Source organism: uncultured Campylobacter sp., assembly GCF_937997535.1.
Classification (GTDB): Bacteria; Campylobacterota; Campylobacteria; order Campylobacterales; family Campylobacteraceae; genus Campylobacter_B.
Map to the genome: position 1 here is coordinate 25,243 of NZ_CALKTT010000010.1, position 17,567 is coordinate 42,809.

Consider the following 17,567-nt stretch of genomic DNA (forward strand, 5'->3'; position numbering starts at 1 on the left):
TCATTAAATTTCGTAGCGATACCGAGTGCAAATACGGCGTAATTTTAGCGCTAAATTTTATGCGTAGAAGCGCTTGTTGAAATTCTAGCCGCCTGTCGTTGGGATAAAATTTCGTCGGTAGAATTTTACCCGAGCGACATTTCTACGCGGAATTCTATCGGTAAAATTTCGAAGGTCAAATTTCGCGCCTAAACTCTCTTAAACCTCGCCCTGCAAATTTCGCCTGAGCGAAATTGCCTTGTGAAATTCCGCCCGTTTATATTCGGCTAAGCTCACACTCGGTAGTATTTGTCATTTTATTTGCGGAGGTTGCTTTGAAAGAGATAAAATCCAAGCTCATCATAGCGTGCTTGGTTGTTACGGCGGGCGTATTTTGTCTGATCGTAGGCAGTGCGTTTATGGATAGGTCCAAAACTCAGCCCGCGCAAAATTCCACGGCAAGCCGCATCGCGACCTCCGGCAATTCCTCCAATCGGCCGCTAACGGACGAGGATCGCGCTGCACGAGCGAGGTACCGGTACGAAAGGCTGGGCGCCGAGTTAGATTTGGACGAGCGCGTAGTGCAGGGCGATGAGCGGATGGAATATTTCCGCAAGCTTTTGCGCTCCAAGGACACTGCGCGTATTTTAGCATTTATGCGAGAGCAGCGAATTACTGCGGGCGATCCGCTGCATTTTGGCATAACGGCGATAATGTATTCTAGCTTTTACAACGATGCAAACACCACCGAGGAACTGATCTATCACGGAGCGGATATCAACCGCACGGACGATTTTTCTCATTCGGCGCTGAGCTATGCTATCGAAAATAACTCTACCGCCGCCGTGGAAGTTCTACTTAAGCACGGAGCTAGCTTTTCTAGCGTTAAATATGTTCGTCCGTGGCTTGCGACTCCGGGATACCGCGATTCCTATTTGGTCGCCGATACTAGCGATGCACAGGTAAGGGCATATTACGGAACGCCTAAAAGCGAGGGTATTAGCGCGGTATCTGATCCGCTCTATTACGCCGTGGCGGGTGGATTTTTGCAGATGACGGAGCTTATGCTTAGCAGCGGCGTAAGACCTGAGATTACCGCTTGGACGGACGATTATTGTATCGCTTACACCTTCAAACCTCGCAAGGATGAGCGGCAGCCGAACTGCTCCATATATCAGATGCTACCGCAGCGATATGACGCAAGTATGCTAAATTTGCTGCTTAAATACGATTTGGTCGGGCTTCCGGACGATGAGCGTATCCAAAAACAATACGATGATTGCCGCAATGATTTGTATTTGTTGAAAGAGCATAAGAAAAGATACCTAGAGCATATGGATAATTATTGTTACGATGAGATTATTTTGAACCAGACCTTATTAGGTAGTTTTAATTATGATATGGTCAGGTTTGATATGACGGAGCAACCAAAGGATTGGGAAAAGAGTGCAATGATGTTCAACGCAGGTTCGCTGCCCGATCTTAATAGATGCGGCTCGGTAACGCCGAATACGGCGCTGCTGGGTATCTACGATACGCTTATAAAGCGCTATTCTGCGATCTGCGGCGATGAGCTTAATGGCGTGGGCGGCTTTGATCTGGATAAATTTTTTAGATATTTGCACTTAGAAGGCTTGGAATTTAATCTTAAAATAGAGTATGAGGGCAAGGTGATAGAGGTGGAGGAGTACGATAAAATTTTAAGGCGTGATGCGTCTAAGCAACTAGAACAAGCGGGTTCCAAGACTGCAGATACCGCGTCCGCCAATGAGTAAATTCTATAAAATTTACAGACGCGATTATCGGCTTCGCGGTTGCTATGTATCTTGCAAAATTCTATAAATTACGCCGATTTAAAATTTGCGTCGTTTTGCTTTGTAAAACGCATGGAATTTTGTCGCCATGACGCAAGCGGTTTGCAAAATTCCGGCACGTATGTAAATTTTAAAAATTCCGAGAGTTGCGGCGCGTTAAATTATATAAATTTAGGCGTTAAAATTCTACCGATATAGACACCCGCGAAATTCGCCGCTTAAAATTTCGCGCTACAAATTCTTAAATTCTATCTCCAGCTGCTTGCGCCAGTCTTGCAGCGAGCGCTCTATGTCCGCGGCGTATTTTTCGATAAGCGCGTCCGTTTTATTTAGAAACTCAAATAGCTTACCCTCCCACACGGCGGGGTTTAGGTTGCTTTGATGCATCGTTTTGATATAGACTAACTCCTTGCTAAGAGCCTCAAGCTCGTCTAGATAGCTCTCGCGAGCGCTTTCATTGCGCAGTTCAAGCCGCTTTAGAGCTCGCAGTTTGTCCTCCAAAATATCGCAAAATTTCATATATCTTTGCGAGCTAAGCTCGGGATCTGCGGCGTCTGCGCGCGCGGAAGCCTTTTGGACCTGAAAATACACGAGCGCGCCCACTGCAAGGGCAACTGCGAACATCAAAGCGAAATTAGCCATTTTTTCTCCTTAAGCCATCCAAGCCCACGACCGCGAGCCCGAACCAAATTAGCGAAAAGCTCAAAATTTTATAAGTCTCAAGCTCCTCGCCGTAAACAAATACCGCGATCAGCATGCTCATGCTAGGGCTGATGTACTGCATAAAGCCGATCGTGGATAGCGGCAGATACTGCGTGCTTACGGCGAAGGTAAGAAGCGGCAAAATCGTAATCAGTCCGCTTGCAAACAGCAGCGCGCTGTTTACGTTAAAGCCGAAAGCGCCGCTTCCTTTTAGCGCGCAGTAGATCAGAAACGCAAGCGCGGGCAGCAGCATCAGCGTCGTCTCGCAAAACAGCCCCTCAAAGCTAGGTACTTTTACTTTTTTGCGTATGAGGCCGTAAAATGCAAAGCTAAGCGGCAGCACGAGCGAGATTATCGGCAGCCTGCCTAGCGCGTAAATTTGCACGCCGATCGCCGCAAAGGCTAGCAGAAGAGAAAGCTTAGCCGCCGCGCTTAGCTGCTCGCGCAGAAATAAAGCACCCAAAAGCACCGAAAATAGCGGATTTATAAAATATCCGAGGCTCGTTGCCAAAATTTGATCGGAATTTACCGCGTAGATATAAATACCCCAGTTTGTGCTGATAAGTAGTCCCGTACAAAGCAGCGTGAGAGCGATTTTAGGGGCGCTAAGAAGCCGCGCGACGTTTTTTAAGCGGTGTGCAAAGCAGAGAAAAACGAGCAGCAGCAGGAAGGACCAAACGACGCGATGCGCTAAAATTTGCACCGCATCCACGTCCTTTATGAGCTTGAAAAATATCGGAAAAACGCCCCACATAAAAAAGGTCACAAATGCAAGCATTAGTCCTTTAGCGCGATCGTTTTCCATAAAATTCCTTCCAAATTGCCTAAAGGCGCTATTTTAAGATTTTTTGGGTTAATAAAAGCTTATTTGGGTATAATCGCGAAATTTTACAAAACCTAGGAGGGGCTATGAGCTGGAGTAGGACGTCGTGGAAAGATTATAAAATTTTACAGCAGCCGATTTATCAGGATGAAAGTGCGGTGCAGGCTGCTAAAGAGCGCCTTTACAAGCTGCCGCCGTTAATTTTCGCGGGCGAGGTTCGCAACCTAAAAGTCGAGCTTGCGCGCGCCAGCGAGGGCAAGTCGTTTCTGCTTCAAGGCGGCGATTGCGCGGAGAGCTTTAATGATTTTAGCGCGAATAATATCCGCGATATGTTTAAGGTGATGCTTCAGATGGCGATTATTCTTACCTTTGCGGCGGGCTGTCCCGTTATTAAGGTAGGTCGCATCGCGGGGCAGTTCGCAAAGCCGCGCAGCAGCGACTTTGAGGAAGTGGGCGGCGTGAGATTGCCTAGCTACCGCGGCGACATAATCAACGGCTTTGAGTTTAGCGAAGCGGCGCGCAAGCCAGATCCCGCTCGCATGATCGAAGCGTATCATCAAAGCGCTTCGACGCTGAATTTACTGCGCGCCTTTTCTCGCGGCGGTCTTGCGAACCTGCACGAGGTGCATAAGTGGAATTTGGGCTTTTTGAAAAAGGGCGAGCTGGAGGCTAAATTTAACGAGCTCAGCGATGAAATTTCGCGCACACTTAAATTTATGGAGGCGTGCGGACTGAGCGCTGCGAATTCTCCGAGCCTTGCCGAGACGGTGCTTTACACCTCGCACGAGGCGCTGCTGCTGCACTACGAGGAGTGTCTGACGCGCATCGACAGCACCAGCGGCGATTGGTACGACTGCTCGGCGCACATGCTTTGGATCGGCGAGCGCACGCGCGGCGCGGACGATGCGCACGTGCATTTTTTAAGCGGTATCAAAAACCCTCTCGGCGTCAAGATCGGCCCTAGCGGCACTGCGGATGAAATTTTGCGCCTTTGCGACAAACTCAATCCGCAAAACGAAGCAGGCAGGCTAAACGTCATCATCCGCATGGGCGCGGATAAGATCGGCGCGCGGCTGCCGCAAATTTTGCGCGAGCTAAAGCGCGAGGGCAGGGCGATCCTATACAGCATCGATCCGATGCACGGCAACACCGTCAAGGCCGCCAACGGCTACAAAACGCGCGAATTTTCTAAAATTTTAAGCGAAGTTCAGAGCTTTTTCGAGATTCACGCTGCGGAGGGCACGCACGCGGGCGGCATCCATCTTGAGATGACCGGTCAAAACGTCACCGAGTGTACGGGCGGCTCGTTTAACGTGACGCAAGAGACGCTAAAGCAGCGCTACGAAACGCAGTGCGATCCGCGCCTAAACGCAGATCAGGCGTTGGAGCTTGCGTTTTTGCTCGCCGATAATCTAAAAAAGGCGGATTAGTCCGCCTTTTGTTGCGCGAGAATTTGGTTACGGCTTGGAATTTAATCGTAGTTTGGGATATTTTACGTAAGTTCGCGCCGCGACTGTGCTTTGCGCTTGAAACGCTTTAAATTTAATCATATCTTGACGCGAGCGATTTTAAATTTACGCGGCTTTAATCTAAAATTTATATGGAGCAATCACAAAAAATTCCGTAAAATTTTATCGTAGCGGAAAGGCGGCGCCACTAGGTTCTACGAGGAATTTTAATCGTAGCGCTAGAATATGCGACGTCGCGGCAAAGCGTAGAATTTCGCCTGAATCTGTAATGCTTTGTTTGATTTTATTTTAGTTTTGTGGCGCGGTTTGAAATTTCAAAAATTTTACTGTCGCGGAATTTGGAAATTTAATTTTAAGCCTATTAGTAGAAAAAACTATTGCGGCTGATTTAAGAGTTTTGCAAAGTCAAATTCATTAAGCCATTTTGATTTCGCTCTTCATATCTACTATTTTTGACATAGATTACTCCTTAAATTTGATTTTATTGAGTTTCATATATTCTTCAAAATAGTCCCAAGGACCATGATATAGCGTTTCAAGTCCGTTCCCGCAGTTATCTACACGTATCCTTATCTCGCCATAATTATTGCTTGTCCATGTTTTTGTCGTATTATCTTCTAGTAATGTAGTACCGCGATAAGTAAGTTTATTTAGATCCCTTTTTCCCGTTTCAATTGAATCGATATCTTCACAAAAACTATCAAAATTCCTATTTTTTAACATTGCCATCAGCGAGCCTGTTGTTCCACTATACTTTATAACGTACACGATCTTATCGCTTTCTCCTCGAATTTTATCAGAGGCAGTGAAATTCTTATCGGATTTAAATACTGCAATAGAGTTATATTGAAAAAATTTTAATATCAAATCCGATTCTTGATGCGTTTTTTCATCGTGATACTTTCTCTTGTAATAAACCGAATAATTAAGTTCTCCTTTATCATTAAAAAGCTTGCTATCCTCCCATGGATACACCACGCTTTCATCGTCTATAGCTTTTAGTATGGATTTATCTATCTGCGCGACTTGTTTTCCATCTTTGCAAATTTGCCTACCGATAGACAATAGATTTTCTAAATTTAATTCTTTAGATACTTTCCAAAATTCGCACTTATCGTCGGGACGCTTGTCGCCGTTACACTTACGATAAATTTCCCACCAGTCGATATCAAAGTCTAAATCTTTCGGTCTACTATCTCTTAAAAAGATTTCATAAAAAGGGTAATTGCTCTTTGCATGTTCGTTTTTCAAATACTGCTTAAACGCTATCTCTTTTAATTCGTTATCCGATAAGATGTCAAAATGCAGAGGATTGGTGCAAACTCCGGCGTAGTTTAAGCCCATATTTATAGGCATATAAGGGATAAATGTCAAAATGCAGATGATAAAAATCGCAGAGATTATATAATGGCGCTTTATAAATTTTAGAAAATTAATAAGATATTTTTTCAAAATTCGTCCTCTTATATATTCGTTATTTCGTTAGTTTTATATCGAGTGCGACTACTGCGATTGCGACGTTTGCATCGTGCGTGATGCTAAGGCTTGCGGATTTGATATGAAATTTTTTACGTATTTTTTTACGTATTTTTAGATGCGGCGCGCCCAGGGCGTCTTTGTAAATTTTGGCGTCTTTGAAGCCGAACTCTGCGCCGATGCCGGTGCCTAGCGCCTTACTAAGCGCCTCTTTGGCGGCATAGACGCCCGCGATACTTTCGTCGCGCAGCGCGGAGGAGCGTTCGGATTTTTTCAAAATACGCTTTAGAAATTTCACGCCGTATTTTGCGCGCAGCGCCGAGATCCTGCGCACCGCGGTTATGTCCGTGCCGATCTTTATCACGGTCTGGCGCCCCGCGGCTTAAATTTAATCACGGCTATAAGCTCTCTTTAATCTCGATGTCGATGATCTTATCGCCCTGCCTGATCGCGTCTAAAACCGCTAGGCTAGGCGGATCCACGATTTGCCCGAAGACCGTATGCACGCCGTCTAGGTGCGGCTGTGCGCTGTGGCAGACGAAAAACTGGCTTCCGCCCGTATCGCGCCCTGCGTGCGCCATCGATAGCGCGCCGCGCACGTGCTTGTGCTTTTGACGGTCGCATTCGCACTTTATGCGCCAGCCCGGGCCCCCCGTGCCGGTGCCGCGCGGACAACCGCCTTGGATTACGAAATTTGGGATCACGCGGTGAAAATTTAGACCCTTGTAAAACCCGCTGCGCGCGAGGTTGGCGAAATTCGTAACCGCCTGCGGCGCTTCATCTGCGAAAAGCTCCAGCTTCATATCGCCCTTTTCGGTTTTGATAACTGCGTATTTATCGCGCGCCAAAGCCGCCGCGTCGATGTCGTAAATTTTTAAGCTTTCCATTTTTTTCTCCTATGCGATGTTGGTGTAAACTGCCTGCACGTCGTCGTCATCCTCTAGCCGCTCTAGCAGCGCGTCTATGTCGCTAAGCTGCTCCTCGCTAAATTCGTGCTTTTCGTTGGCGACGAATTTTAAGCTTGCGCTGATGATCTCAAGCCCTATCTTTTCGATCCCTTCGTTTAAAGTGCCGAAGCTTTCGTATTCGCCGTAGATTAGAAGCGTCTTTTCGAGCTCGCCCTTATCGTTTTCAAACTCGTTGATCTCAAGCTCGCTAAGACCGAAGTCGATGAGCTCAAGCTCTAGCTCCTCGATGTCGCGGCTCGGCAGCTTGGTCTCAAAAACAGCCTTGTGCGAAAACATAAATTTCAAACTGCCGCTCGGCAAAAACTCGCCCTTAGCTTTGTTTAAAATCGATTTTACGTTTGCGACGGTGCGGGTCGGGTTATCGGTGGCGCATTCGATTATTAAAAGCGCGCCGTGTGGCGCCTTGCCGTCGTAAAAGATCGTTTTGATATCGGCGCTATCTTTGCCGCTTGCGCGCTTGATAGCCGCGTCGATGTTGTCTTTGGGCATATTTTGCGCCTTTGCCGTAGCGATCGCGGCGCGCAGCTTGGAGTTCATCAGCGGATCTTCGCCGCCCTCTTTCGCAGCCATCGTTATGGCCTTGCCCAGTTTTGGGAAAAGTTTGCTCATCTTCCCCCATCTAGCTTCTTTTGAAGCGCGTCTGTATTCAAAAGCTCGTCCCATAAAATTCCTTAAAACTTAAATTTAAAAACGGGTGATTATAACGAAAAACCCTTAAATTTCAGGAGCGGGCGTTGAAATAAAATTTATTAAAAAGTAGTATAAGTTTTGAAATTTTAATCCAAAGGAGAGGCTCATGGCTTTGAAACAAAGCGTAAAATTTAAGGCGCAAAATATCCACTGCGAAAACTGCGCGAGGACGATCAAAAACGCGCTTAAGGATGATTTCGGAGAGATCGAGGTGGACGTAGCAAGCGGAGTGGTGAGTTTAAGCTTAGATCCGCGCGACGAGGCTAAATTTAAAGAGGAGATGGACGATTTGGGCTTTAGCGTCGCAGAAAAGCTAGCCTGCGAAAACTAACAGATGCCAAGCAAAATCACTCTAAATATCGTCGGGATGAGCTGCGTAAACTGCTCCAATGCGATCGAGCGGGTAAGTCGCAAGATCGAGGGGGTGCAGGACGCGCACGTAAATTTCGCAAACGGCAGCGGCGAGTTCGTACTTGCCGATCCGGCGCTTGAGGAGACGCTAAAAGCCAAGATCAAAAAGTTAGGCTACGACATCGCCGTGGATTACGAGGATTTGGAGCGCAAAAAGCGGCGCAATCTCAAAGCGGCGCTATTTAGGCTAATCCTCGCTCTCATTTTAGCCGCGGCGGTAATGGCAGTGGAGATGAGCGGGTTTTTAAGCTTCGTTCCAAAGGCGCTACTTTGCGCGGCGATGGCGTGCGTGAGCCTATTTTACTGCGGTAAGAACTTCTTTTATCACGCTTACGGCTCGCTGAAAAACAGAAGCTTTGATATGAACGTGCTCGTGGCGATGGGAAGCTTTTTTGCATTTGCCTATTCTCTAACGGCCGCAGTATGGGTCTATACGCACGGCGCGCAGAACGAATTTACCAATCTTTATTTCTCCTCCGCCTCGATGATAATCGCCTTTATTTCGCTTGGAAAATACCTTGAAGAGCGCAGCAAGATGAAGGCGAACGACTACATCAAGGGGTTAATCGATCTAAGCCCCAAAACCGCGCTTTTGATCAAAGACGACGGCACGATAGCCGAAGTGCACGCAGAAGCGCTAAAGCCGGGCGATAAGGTGCTAGTAAAAAACGGCTCGCGCATCCCTTGCGACGGGCTTATCGTAGAAGGCGGCGCACAGATCGACACCTCGCTCATTAGCGGCGAGAGCTTGGCGGTTTATAAAAGCGTAGGCGATGAGGTAAACGCAGGCTGCGTCAGCACGGACGGCGTTATCTACGTGAAGGTGACGAAATTTTCGCATCAGACGCTACTTGCCGAGATTAAAAATCTGCTGAACGAGGCGGGCAACAAAAAGATGCCGATCGCGCGCTTTGCGGATAAAATTTCAAATATCTTCGTGCCCGCGGTGATTTTGATCGCGCTTGTTAGCTTTATAACGTGGATGGCGCTTGACGGGCGGCTTTCATACGCCGCATCCGCCGCTATTTGCGTGCTTATCATCTCCTGCCCGTGCGCGCTAGGTCTTGCGACGCCGATCGCTATCGTTTGCGCGATCTCAAACGCTGCAAAGGCTGGAATTTTAATCAAAAATCCCGAAATTTTAGAAATTTTAAAAGACGCCGACGTCGCGGTTTTTGATAAAACGGGCACGCTTAGCAAGGGCGAAATTTCGGTAAGCTTCAGCGATCTAGCCGCCCAAGATCTCTACGCTCTGGCAAGCGCGCAAAAGCTTAGCGAGCATCCGATCTCAAAGGCGATCGTAAAATTTGCCGAGCTGAAATTCGGCGAAATTTCTAAGCTTAACGGCGAGTTCGAAAGCGTCGCGGGCAAGGGGATCGTCGCTAAAAATCCCACCGGCGAAATTCTTTGCGGCAGCGCGGGCTTTCTGCGCGAGCGCGGCGTGGATGCGGGCGTCGAAGTAAAAGCGGAGGAGCTTTTAGACAAGGGCTTCGGCGTCGTTTACTGCGCGATAGGCGGCTCGTACGCGGGCTTCATCGCATTTAGCGACGAGATCAGAGCTGAAGCGCGCAGCGTCGTGCAGACGTTGCAAAAAAGCGGCGTAAAAACCGTCATGCTAACGGGCGATAACGCCAAAACGGCAAATTTCGTCGCTCGCAACCTCGGCATCGACGAGGTAAAAAGCGGAGTGCTTCCAAGCGGCAAATATGAGTTCATTAAATCCCTGACGGATGAGGGCAAGCGGGTGCTTTTCGTGGGCGACGGCGTCAATGACGCGCCGAGCTTAAAAGCCGCTAGCATCGGCGTAGCGATGAACGGCGGCAGCGACGTAGCCAAGGGCGCGGGCGACGCGATTTTTATAAAAAACGACCTTGCAAGCGTGCTATATCTATTCCGCCTATCGGAAGCTGCCATGCGGACGATCAAGCAAAACCTCTTCTGGGCGCTGTTTTACAACGCCGTGTGTATCCCGATCGCAGCAGGCGCGCTATATCCGGCGCTCGGCGTGCTTTTAAAGCCGATGTACGGCGCCGCGGCGATGTGCTTTAGCTCCGTGACGGTCGTGCTAAATTCCATCAGATTGAAATTCGCTAAATTTTAACGCGGCGGATTTTGCGCTAGGCGCGGAATTTTACGCGGCGAAATTTTAATTTACTCGGCGCAAAACGCGCAAAATTCTTTCATTCTGCAAGAAATTTTACCTTGCAAATTCTATCTGGCTACTAATGCACGTAGAATTCCACGGAACGGGCTCCACTTGAAAAATTTTATTTCACGATAAGCCTAGCGCGGAATTCCGCTAGATTTGTACAGCTTGCAAAATTTTATTTTACCGCTAGCCTGCGCGCAAATTTTAAAATTTTAGCCTGCCGGTCGCCGTGCCCTCATTATAGTGCCCTCCATTACTGCGCCTATAACTACCATTATTTAACGCTGCTCGCCGCCGCGCCGTAAAATTTTAAAAATTCCGCAAAATTTTATAAAGCTGAAATGAATTCCATAAAATTCCACCGCCCGCACTAAGTTTTAATAAATAAATTTAAAGGTAAAATAACGCTTCAAATGCAATTCGAGGTAGCGATGCGAAAAATTCTAATGGGTTCGTTTGTTTTTTGCGGCACGCTTTTTGGCGCTTCTTGCGAGCAGATGCTAAGCGATCCGCGCGGCTTTTTTAGCAAAGAGCCTGCGGACGAAGAGCTGCTGCAAAGCGATTTTGGCTGTAAAGGCTCGCTAGCTGGCGCAGAATTTTTACAAAATTTAAAAAGCGCGGCTTCTGAGATCAGGGACGAAAATATCGATTGTGTCGGTAACGAAGCCTTGCTGAACGAAAAAAGGCTTGAGCGAACCTTGGCATTTGCGGGGATGGATGGCGAGGGCTTTTTGAGCTATGCCAAAGAGAAAAACTACGCGCAAATTAGCGAAAAATCGCTTGAAGCCTTAGAATTTTACTCCGAGCGCAAGATTGGAAATTTCATCGCTTATGGCAATTTTATGGGTGAGGTCCCGGTAGCCAGGGAGGCACTAAGAGATTATTTCGCCGCTAAATTCAACAAAAACGACGCCGATGAGCTGGCAAGCGCCGTGATGGCGGAATTTATCGCATACGCTGCAAAGGATCGCAAGGCGGGAGATTACGGTGAGCTTGAGCTGGCGCTAAAAGGCGGAGTAGGCGCAGATGAGTTTCGTACGCTACTTTTTAGCAAGGATTTTGCAATTTACGAGCTTGATAATGCCTTGGATCTAGCACTTTTGCTAGGATATGACGAGCGCTTTAGCGGCGCTTTGATCGAGCGAGGCGCGCAGGTGAATGCTGGCGAGGAAAACTCGCTATTTTACGCGATGAATAACGTTCAAAGCGCTAAATTTATGATCTCTAAAGGTGCCTTGGTTGGCTATAAAAACTCGCTCGGGCAAACTCCGATATTTTTCGCCGCCGCGGCAAAAAATTATGAGCTCGTAAAGTTGCTAATCTACTCGCACGCTAGCGTAAATGTCCGCCAGATCAGCAGCGCCGAGGCCCAGGCTCTAGCATCGTTAGGCGAGCGTAGCGACGGCTGTGAGCGTTCGGGCGCGGGCAAGACACTGCTGATGTTTGCGGCGCAAAAAAGTACCAAGCAGATCGTTGAATTGCTCGTAAAATCGGGCGCAAACGAAAAAGCAGTTGATGAGTCGGGGCTAAATGCACTAGACTACGCGCTTGCGGGTGGCGAAGCGGCTACGCAGAGCTATTTGCGCTCGCTTGGATTAAGTCCTACGCAAGTAAGCGATGATTTTACGAGCGATCCGCAAGATGCACCTGAGCGTGAGAATTAGCAGGCTTGATTTAAAGGGCCGCTTACCGCTTCATCGTCGTTTTAGGCTTGCAGCGTTTTGGGTTTGCAAAAGCCTTATGAGCTTTAAATTTAATGTTTTGCTGCTTTGTAAATTCTATAGATTTAGCGAATTTTTCGAGTGCGAGTTGGTAGAATTTAACGCTTTAAAATTTTATCACTTTGCTTGCGCAGGTTGCATGCACTGAAATTTTATAAACGCTCAGACGAGCTTTAAAAATGACGATTTGTGCGTTTATGCGCGATAAAATTTTTGCTGATGGATTTTGGTTTGCGATCAAGAGCGGGATTTCGTCAAATTTTGTGCGATAAACTTATCGCTTTTGTGACAAAGTAAGCGTTGCATCATTGTGGAATTTTACCTTGATTTGAAGCTTTTGCTATGTTAAGTAGAATTTAAATGCGCTTATAAAACGCTTTTGATTACGCCGCGCGCGGCATTTTGCACCGTAGGAATTTTGCTGCGCGACAAGTTACTTAAAAATGCGTTCGAAAAATTGCAAACGCAGCAAAATAGCAGAGTTTGCTGCGCGATTAAGGCGCTCAAAAATTGCCGTAAAAGAAAGTACGCAATACAAATAATTGCTGAAAGGAGCGCAGAATTTTAAAATTTAACCCCCGATCGGAGGTTAAATTTTAAAATTTTATCAATAATCAAGGATTAAAATGTTAAAAAATTTGCTTATCTTTACAGCGATTTTTTTGCCCGCGCTGGCGCTTGCGGACGTGGAGCCCGCCGTGCGAAACAGCGAGCTTTACGGCGTGCTGACGCTTATCCCGCCGGTTGCGGCGATCGTGCTTGCTTTCATCACCAAGGACGTGATTTTGTCGCTGTTTTTGGGCGTGCTAAGCGGAACCTTTCTTATCGGTATGGTCGATCAAAATATCGCAGCTTCGGCGCTTTTCGCTTTTACGAACCTGTGCTCGCGTATGGTAAAATCGATGGCGGATACGTGGAATGCGGGTATTTTGCTTCAGGTTATGTGTATCGGCGGGCTCATCGCTTTGGTGACCAAAAGCGGCGGTACGAAGGCGCTTGCGCTTTGGCTTAGCAAGCACGCAGACACCCCAGTTTTGGGTCAAATTTATACTTGGCTCATGGGTATCGTGATATTTTTCGACGATTACGCAAACGCGTTGATCGTGGGTCCGATAATGCGGCCACTTATGGATAAATTTAAAATTTCGCGCGCGAAATTCGCCTTCATCATCGACGCGACCGCAGCGCCGATTACCGGCATCGCTGTGATCTCCACGTGGGTCGGAGTTGAAATTTCGGCGATCAAGGAGGCCTACTCACAGATCGGCGTAGAAAACATAAACGCCTTCACCGTGTTCGTTGAGACGATCCCGTATAGATTTTATAATATTTTTATGATCTTTTTTGTAGTCGCCACGGCAGTGATGAGCAGGGAGTTTGGCTCGATGTATCGCGCAGAGATTGCATCTCGCGGCGGTAAGAGCGGAGCCGCGGATTTTAAGATCAAAAATTTAGAGGATCAAATTTTCGTACCCAAAGAGGGCGTCGCGCTTCGCAAGCTAAACGCAATAATCCCGCTAGGAGCGATGATTGTCCTTTCCGTTATCGGATTTTATCTCAACGGCTACAGCTCGCTGGAGGGCGAGGCTTTGGAGGCGGTCAAAGCAGCCCCTCTTAGCTTTACTTCGATCCGTACCGCATTTAGCGCGGCAGACGCCTCGGTCGTGCTGTTTCAATCCGCGCTCTTTTCATCGATCATCGCCGTCGTTTTGGGCATCGCGCAAAAAATTTACGGCGTCAAAGAGGCGATTGAGGTCTGGGTTGGCGGCTGGAAAAGCATGCTAAATACCGTCATAATCCTACTTTTTGCGTGGTCGCTAAGCTCGGTTATCAAGGAGCTAGGCACTTCGCGCTACCTAGTCGAGCTTCTAAGCGACGCTACTCCGCGCTTTGCTCTTGCGATCGTGATCTTCGTGCTTAGCTCGTTTATCTCATTTTCAACGGGCACGAGCTTCGGTACTATGGGCATTGTTACCCCTCTGGCCGTACCGTTAGCGCACGCCGTGGGGCAAAAATACGGACTTAGCGGCGAGGAATTTCACGTTTTCATGTGCGTAAACGTAAGTGCGGTGCTTACCGGAGCGATTTTCGGCGATCATTGCTCGCCGATTTCGGATACGACGATCCTTTCTTCGATGGGCGCAGGCTGCGATCACATCGAGCACGTAAGCACGCAGATGACCTATGCGCTGGTCGTTTGCGGTATCAGTATCGTTTGCGGCTACCTGCCCGCGGGCTTTGGGCTTAGCGTGTGGGGATGTCTGATCTTGGGTATCGCGGCTATCATTCTTTTACTGCGCGTGGTGGGTAAAAGAGTGGATGTATGAATTGCGAAAGCTTCGGCAGCTGCGGCAGCTGTACGCTCGGTGAGCCCTATGAGGATCAAATTTTATATAAAAAGCGTCTGATCGCCGATAAATTTAGAGATTTTTTTAACGGCGAGTTTGAGTTTTTTGCCTCGCAGCCGCAAAATTACCGCATCAGGGCGGAATTTGGCATCTGGCACGATATTTGGCATAGAGCATCTGATCTTGCCTACACGATGGGCGGCTCACAGAGTAAGAAAATTTTAATTAACGAATGCCCCAAGGTAGCGCTTCCTATCGCAAATTTAATGCCGCAACTGCTGGAAGCGCTTAGGCGGAACGAAGCTTTAAAAGAGAGGCTCTTCGGCGTCGAGTTCATCTCGTGCGCCAGCGGGATTTTGGCGACGCTGCTTTATCACAAGCGCCTGGGCGAGCGCGAGCAGGAGGCAATTTGCGAGCTGGCGGACAAGCTTGGCATCGGGGTCATGGCTCGCGCGCGCGGACAGAAGCTGCTAAGCGGCGAGCTAAGCCTCACAGACGAGCTTTGCGTGGACGGGCGAGTTTATAAATTTCGCTTCGGCGAAAACGCCTTTATCCAGCCCAACCGCGGCGTGAACGAAAAGATGATCGCCTGGGCGAGAAGCTGCGTGGACTTCGGCAAAGAGGGCGCAAGCGAGGTGTGCGCCGCGCAGAATTTCGCCGCAAAGAATTTCATAGCGGAGAATTTTGGCGCGCAAAATTTGGGCTGTGAGCAGTCCGCTGCGCAAAATTCTACGGATCGAAATTCCGCTTCTGAAAATTCCACCGAATTGGATGCCGCTTGCCGAAATTCCGTTAAGGCAAATTTCGCTTGTGCAGAATTTAGCGGCGAAAATTCAGTGGAATTTAACTGTGCCTCCGCAGACGAAAGCTCTGCGGATGATAATTTCGCTCGCAAGGATTCGGATACGCAAAATTCTGCCTCTCAAAATTTCATCGAACAGAATTTGACCGGGCAAAATTTGGATTGCGAAAAGCGTTGCGTGCAAAATTCAGCCTGCGAAAATTCCGCCCCGCAAAATTCGAGCTGCAAACAACATGCCGTGCGCTCAGAAAGCTCCGCCGCGCGCGATCTGCTGGAGCTGTACTGCGGGCACGGCAACTTTACTATCCCGCTTGCGGCTAAATTTAACCGTGTGCTGGCGAGCGAAATTTCAAAAAGTTCGATTGCAAATGCCCGCATAAACTGCGAGCTCAACGGCGTTCGCAACGCGCAATTCGTCCGCCTTAGCGCGGATGAGCTGATGAGCGCGTTTGCACGGCAGCGCGAGTTTGAGCGGCTAAAGGGGATCGATATTTTCAGCTACGATTTTTCGCACGTCTTGATCGATCCGCCGCGAGCGGGGCTAGAGCCTAGCGTGATTGATTTCATAAAAAATTTTCAAAATTTGATCTACATCTCCTGTAATCCGCAGACGCTTTTTGAAAATTTGCGCTCGCTTTGCGCAACGCACGAGGTGCGCAGGTTTGCGATCTTCGATCAGTTCGCGCATACGGCGCATATCGAATGCGGCGTGCTATTACGGCGCAGGAGTTAAGCGGATCTAAAACCGAAGTCGCGGATTTAGGCTGCGCGCGGGATAAAATTTCGCCTAAAATATGTATAATAACAAAATTTAAAATTACGAAAGGAAGTAGATGGTTGATCTAAATAAAATCATCCAAGCAAAGCGCACGATAAACGATTTCGTCTATAAAACGCCCTTTGCTCTGGCACCGAAGCTCAGCAAGCTTTACGGCGCGGAAGTGTATCTCAAAAGCGAGAATTTGCAGCGCACCGGCGCATATAAGATTCGCGGCGCTTACAATAAAATCGCGCATCTTACGGACGAGGAACGGGCGCATGGAGTAATAGCTGCAAGTGCGGGCAACCACGCCCAAGGCGTAGCGATGAGCGCGCAAAAATTCGGCGTGCATGCTGTGATCGTAATGCCCGAAGCCACGCCGTTACTTAAGGTAAGCGGCACGAAGGCTCTGGGCGCGGAGATCATCCTAAAGGGCGATAATTTCGACGAGGCGTACGCGTTTGCGCTGGAATATGCCAAGGAACACAATCTGACATTCGTGCATCCCTTCAACGACGAGTTTGTCCAGGCGGGCCAAGGCACGATTGCGCTTGAGATGATCGAAGAGGTCGCAGATCTTGAATACATCGTCGTTCCGGTTGGCGGCGGCGGGCTTGCTACGGGGGTTTGCAGCTGCGCCAAGCAGATCAACCCCGACATCAAAATCATCGCCGTAGCCGCCAAGGGCGCGCCCGCGATGCACGATAGCTTCGTCGCAAAAAAGCCGCTAAATTCCAAATCCGTCCGCACCATCGCCGACGGTATCGCCGTGCGGGATACTAGCGAGATCACGCTTAGCACGATCATCGAGTGCGTCGATGAGTTCGTGCAGGTCGATGACGAAGAGATCGCAAGCGCGATACTCTATCTGCTCGAGCAGCAAAAAATCATCGTCGAGGGCGCGGGCGCGGCAGGCGTAGCGGCGCTGATGAACGCGAAATTTGCATTCCCCGCCGGCGCAAAGATCGGCATTATCCTAAGCGGCGGCAACATCGACGTGCAGATGCTAAACATCATCATCGAAAAAGGCCTCATAAAATCGCACCGCAAGATGACGATCAACGTCACGCTCGTCGATAAGCCGGGCGCGCTTACGGGGCTTACCGAAATTTTGCGTCGCGCCAACGCAAACATCGTCAAGATCGACTACGACCGCTTCTCGACCAATATCGAGTACGGCGACGCGCAGATCACGATCACGCTTGAGACCAAAGGCAAGGCTCACCAAGAGGACATCGCCTGGGCGCTCAAAAACGCAGGGTATGATTTCAGGGAGATTTTGTAAAATTTCGCGGGAGTTTTTAAAATTTATTTTCGCTCGTGAATTTGCCTGAAATTTCAAAATTTACTCGCTTGCATCCTGATCGCGGCTCGCAGCTGGTAAATTTAAATTTGCCTCCATTTTATATTCGCCATGCCGAAACACTTTACGCTCTTGATTTTAAATTTTACGTA

At 48.5% G+C, this 17,567-nt stretch carries 14 protein-coding genes and 1 pseudogene; 9 read left to right on the top strand and 6 right to left on the bottom strand.

Annotated elements, in window-relative coordinates:
• The first annotated feature begins 314 nt into the window (after positions 1-314).
• Entirely contained in the window at positions 315-1,754 is a 1,440-nt protein-coding gene (locus Q0117_RS01435; protein WP_297921534.1) for an ankyrin repeat domain-containing protein, read from the top strand.
• A gap of 270 nt (positions 1,755-2,024) precedes the next feature.
• Here the strand turns inward: Q0117_RS01435 and Q0117_RS01440 are convergent, their stop codons facing one another.
• Together Q0117_RS01440 and rarD are read right to left on the bottom strand one after the other, a co-directional pair.
• A complete protein-coding gene (locus tag Q0117_RS01440; protein ID WP_297921535.1) occupies positions 2,025-2,435 on the bottom strand; it encodes a hypothetical protein in 411 nt (136 codons plus the stop codon).
• Positions 2,428-3,300: an EamA family transporter RarD gene (rarD, locus tag Q0117_RS01445; protein ID WP_297921538.1), complete on the bottom strand. Its 873-nt coding sequence runs from the start codon at positions 3,298-3,300 to the stop codon at positions 2,428-2,430. Before rarD ends, Q0117_RS01440 begins: the two co-directional genes overlap by 8 nt.
• A 104-nt stretch (positions 3,301-3,404) precedes the next feature.
• On the opposite strand from rarD, the gene Q0117_RS01450 reads away from it, so the two are divergent.
• Complete coding sequence (locus Q0117_RS01450; RefSeq protein ID WP_297921541.1) at positions 3,405-4,748, top strand: class II 3-deoxy-7-phosphoheptulonate synthase; 1,344 nt, start codon at positions 3,405-3,407, stop codon at positions 4,746-4,748.
• 501 nt (positions 4,749-5,249) lie between these two features.
• Here the strand turns inward: Q0117_RS01450 and Q0117_RS01455 are convergent.
• The 4 genes from Q0117_RS01455 to Q0117_RS01470 are packed head-to-tail and all read right to left on the bottom strand — an operon-like array spanning position 5,250 to position 7,894.
• On the bottom strand, positions 5,250-6,239 hold the full coding sequence (locus Q0117_RS01455; protein WP_297921544.1) for a hypothetical protein: 990 nt from the start codon (positions 6,237-6,239) through the stop codon (positions 5,250-5,252).
• Positions 6,240-6,261: 22 nt separating this feature from the next.
• Positions 6,262-6,627 (bottom strand): holo-ACP synthase, encoded by a 366-nt coding sequence (gene acpS / locus Q0117_RS01460; RefSeq protein ID WP_297921547.1) that lies wholly within the window; start codon positions 6,625-6,627, stop codon positions 6,262-6,264.
• Positions 6,628-6,661: 34 nt separating this feature from the next.
• Entirely contained in the window at positions 6,662-7,150 is a 489-nt protein-coding gene (locus Q0117_RS01465) for a peptidylprolyl isomerase (RefSeq protein WP_297921550.1), read from the bottom strand.
• A gap of 9 nt (positions 7,151-7,159) precedes the next feature.
• A complete protein-coding gene (locus tag Q0117_RS01470; RefSeq protein ID WP_005872093.1) occupies positions 7,160-7,894 on the bottom strand; it encodes a YebC/PmpR family DNA-binding transcriptional regulator in 735 nt (244 codons plus the stop codon).
• A 133-nt stretch (positions 7,895-8,027) separates the two neighbouring features.
• Here Q0117_RS01470 and Q0117_RS01475 point away from each other — a divergent pair, with 133 nt between their 5' ends.
• The 7 genes and pseudogenes from Q0117_RS01475 to ilvA all read left to right on the top strand — a co-directional run bounded on the left by Q0117_RS01475 (position 8,028) and on the right by ilvA (position 17,397).
• Entirely contained in the window at positions 8,028-8,252 is a 225-nt protein-coding gene (locus Q0117_RS01475; protein ID WP_297921553.1) for a heavy-metal-associated domain-containing protein, read from the top strand.
• A gap of 3 nt (positions 8,253-8,255) precedes the next feature.
• Entirely contained in the window at positions 8,256-10,433 is a 2,178-nt protein-coding gene (locus Q0117_RS01480; RefSeq protein ID WP_297921556.1) for a cation-translocating P-type ATPase, read from the top strand.
• Between the two features lie 461 nt (positions 10,434-10,894).
• Entirely contained in the window at positions 10,895-12,145 is a 1,251-nt protein-coding gene (locus Q0117_RS01485) for an ankyrin repeat domain-containing protein (protein WP_297921559.1), read from the top strand.
• Between the two features lie 683 nt (positions 12,146-12,828).
• Positions 12,829-14,529: a Na+/H+ antiporter NhaC family protein gene (locus tag Q0117_RS01490; protein WP_297921563.1), complete on the top strand. Its 1,701-nt coding sequence runs from the start codon at positions 12,829-12,831 to the stop codon at positions 14,527-14,529.
• Positions 14,526-15,005, top strand: a pseudogene (locus tag Q0117_RS01495) (tRNA (uridine(54)-C5)-methyltransferase TrmA); the annotation flags it as partial. The gene Q0117_RS01490 and the pseudogene Q0117_RS01495, both read left to right, overlap by 4 nt.
• Positions 14,994-16,085, top strand: a complete 1,092-nt coding sequence (locus tag Q0117_RS01500) for a methyltransferase domain-containing protein (protein ID WP_366807643.1) — start codon at positions 14,994-14,996, stop codon at positions 16,083-16,085. The pseudogene Q0117_RS01495 and the gene Q0117_RS01500, both read left to right, overlap by 12 nt.
• Positions 16,086-16,185: 100 nt before the next feature.
• On the top strand, positions 16,186-17,397 hold the full coding sequence (gene ilvA, locus Q0117_RS01505; protein ID WP_005872070.1) for a threonine ammonia-lyase: 1,212 nt from the start codon (positions 16,186-16,188) through the stop codon (positions 17,395-17,397).
• The last annotated feature ends 170 nt before the right edge of the window (positions 17,398-17,567 follow it).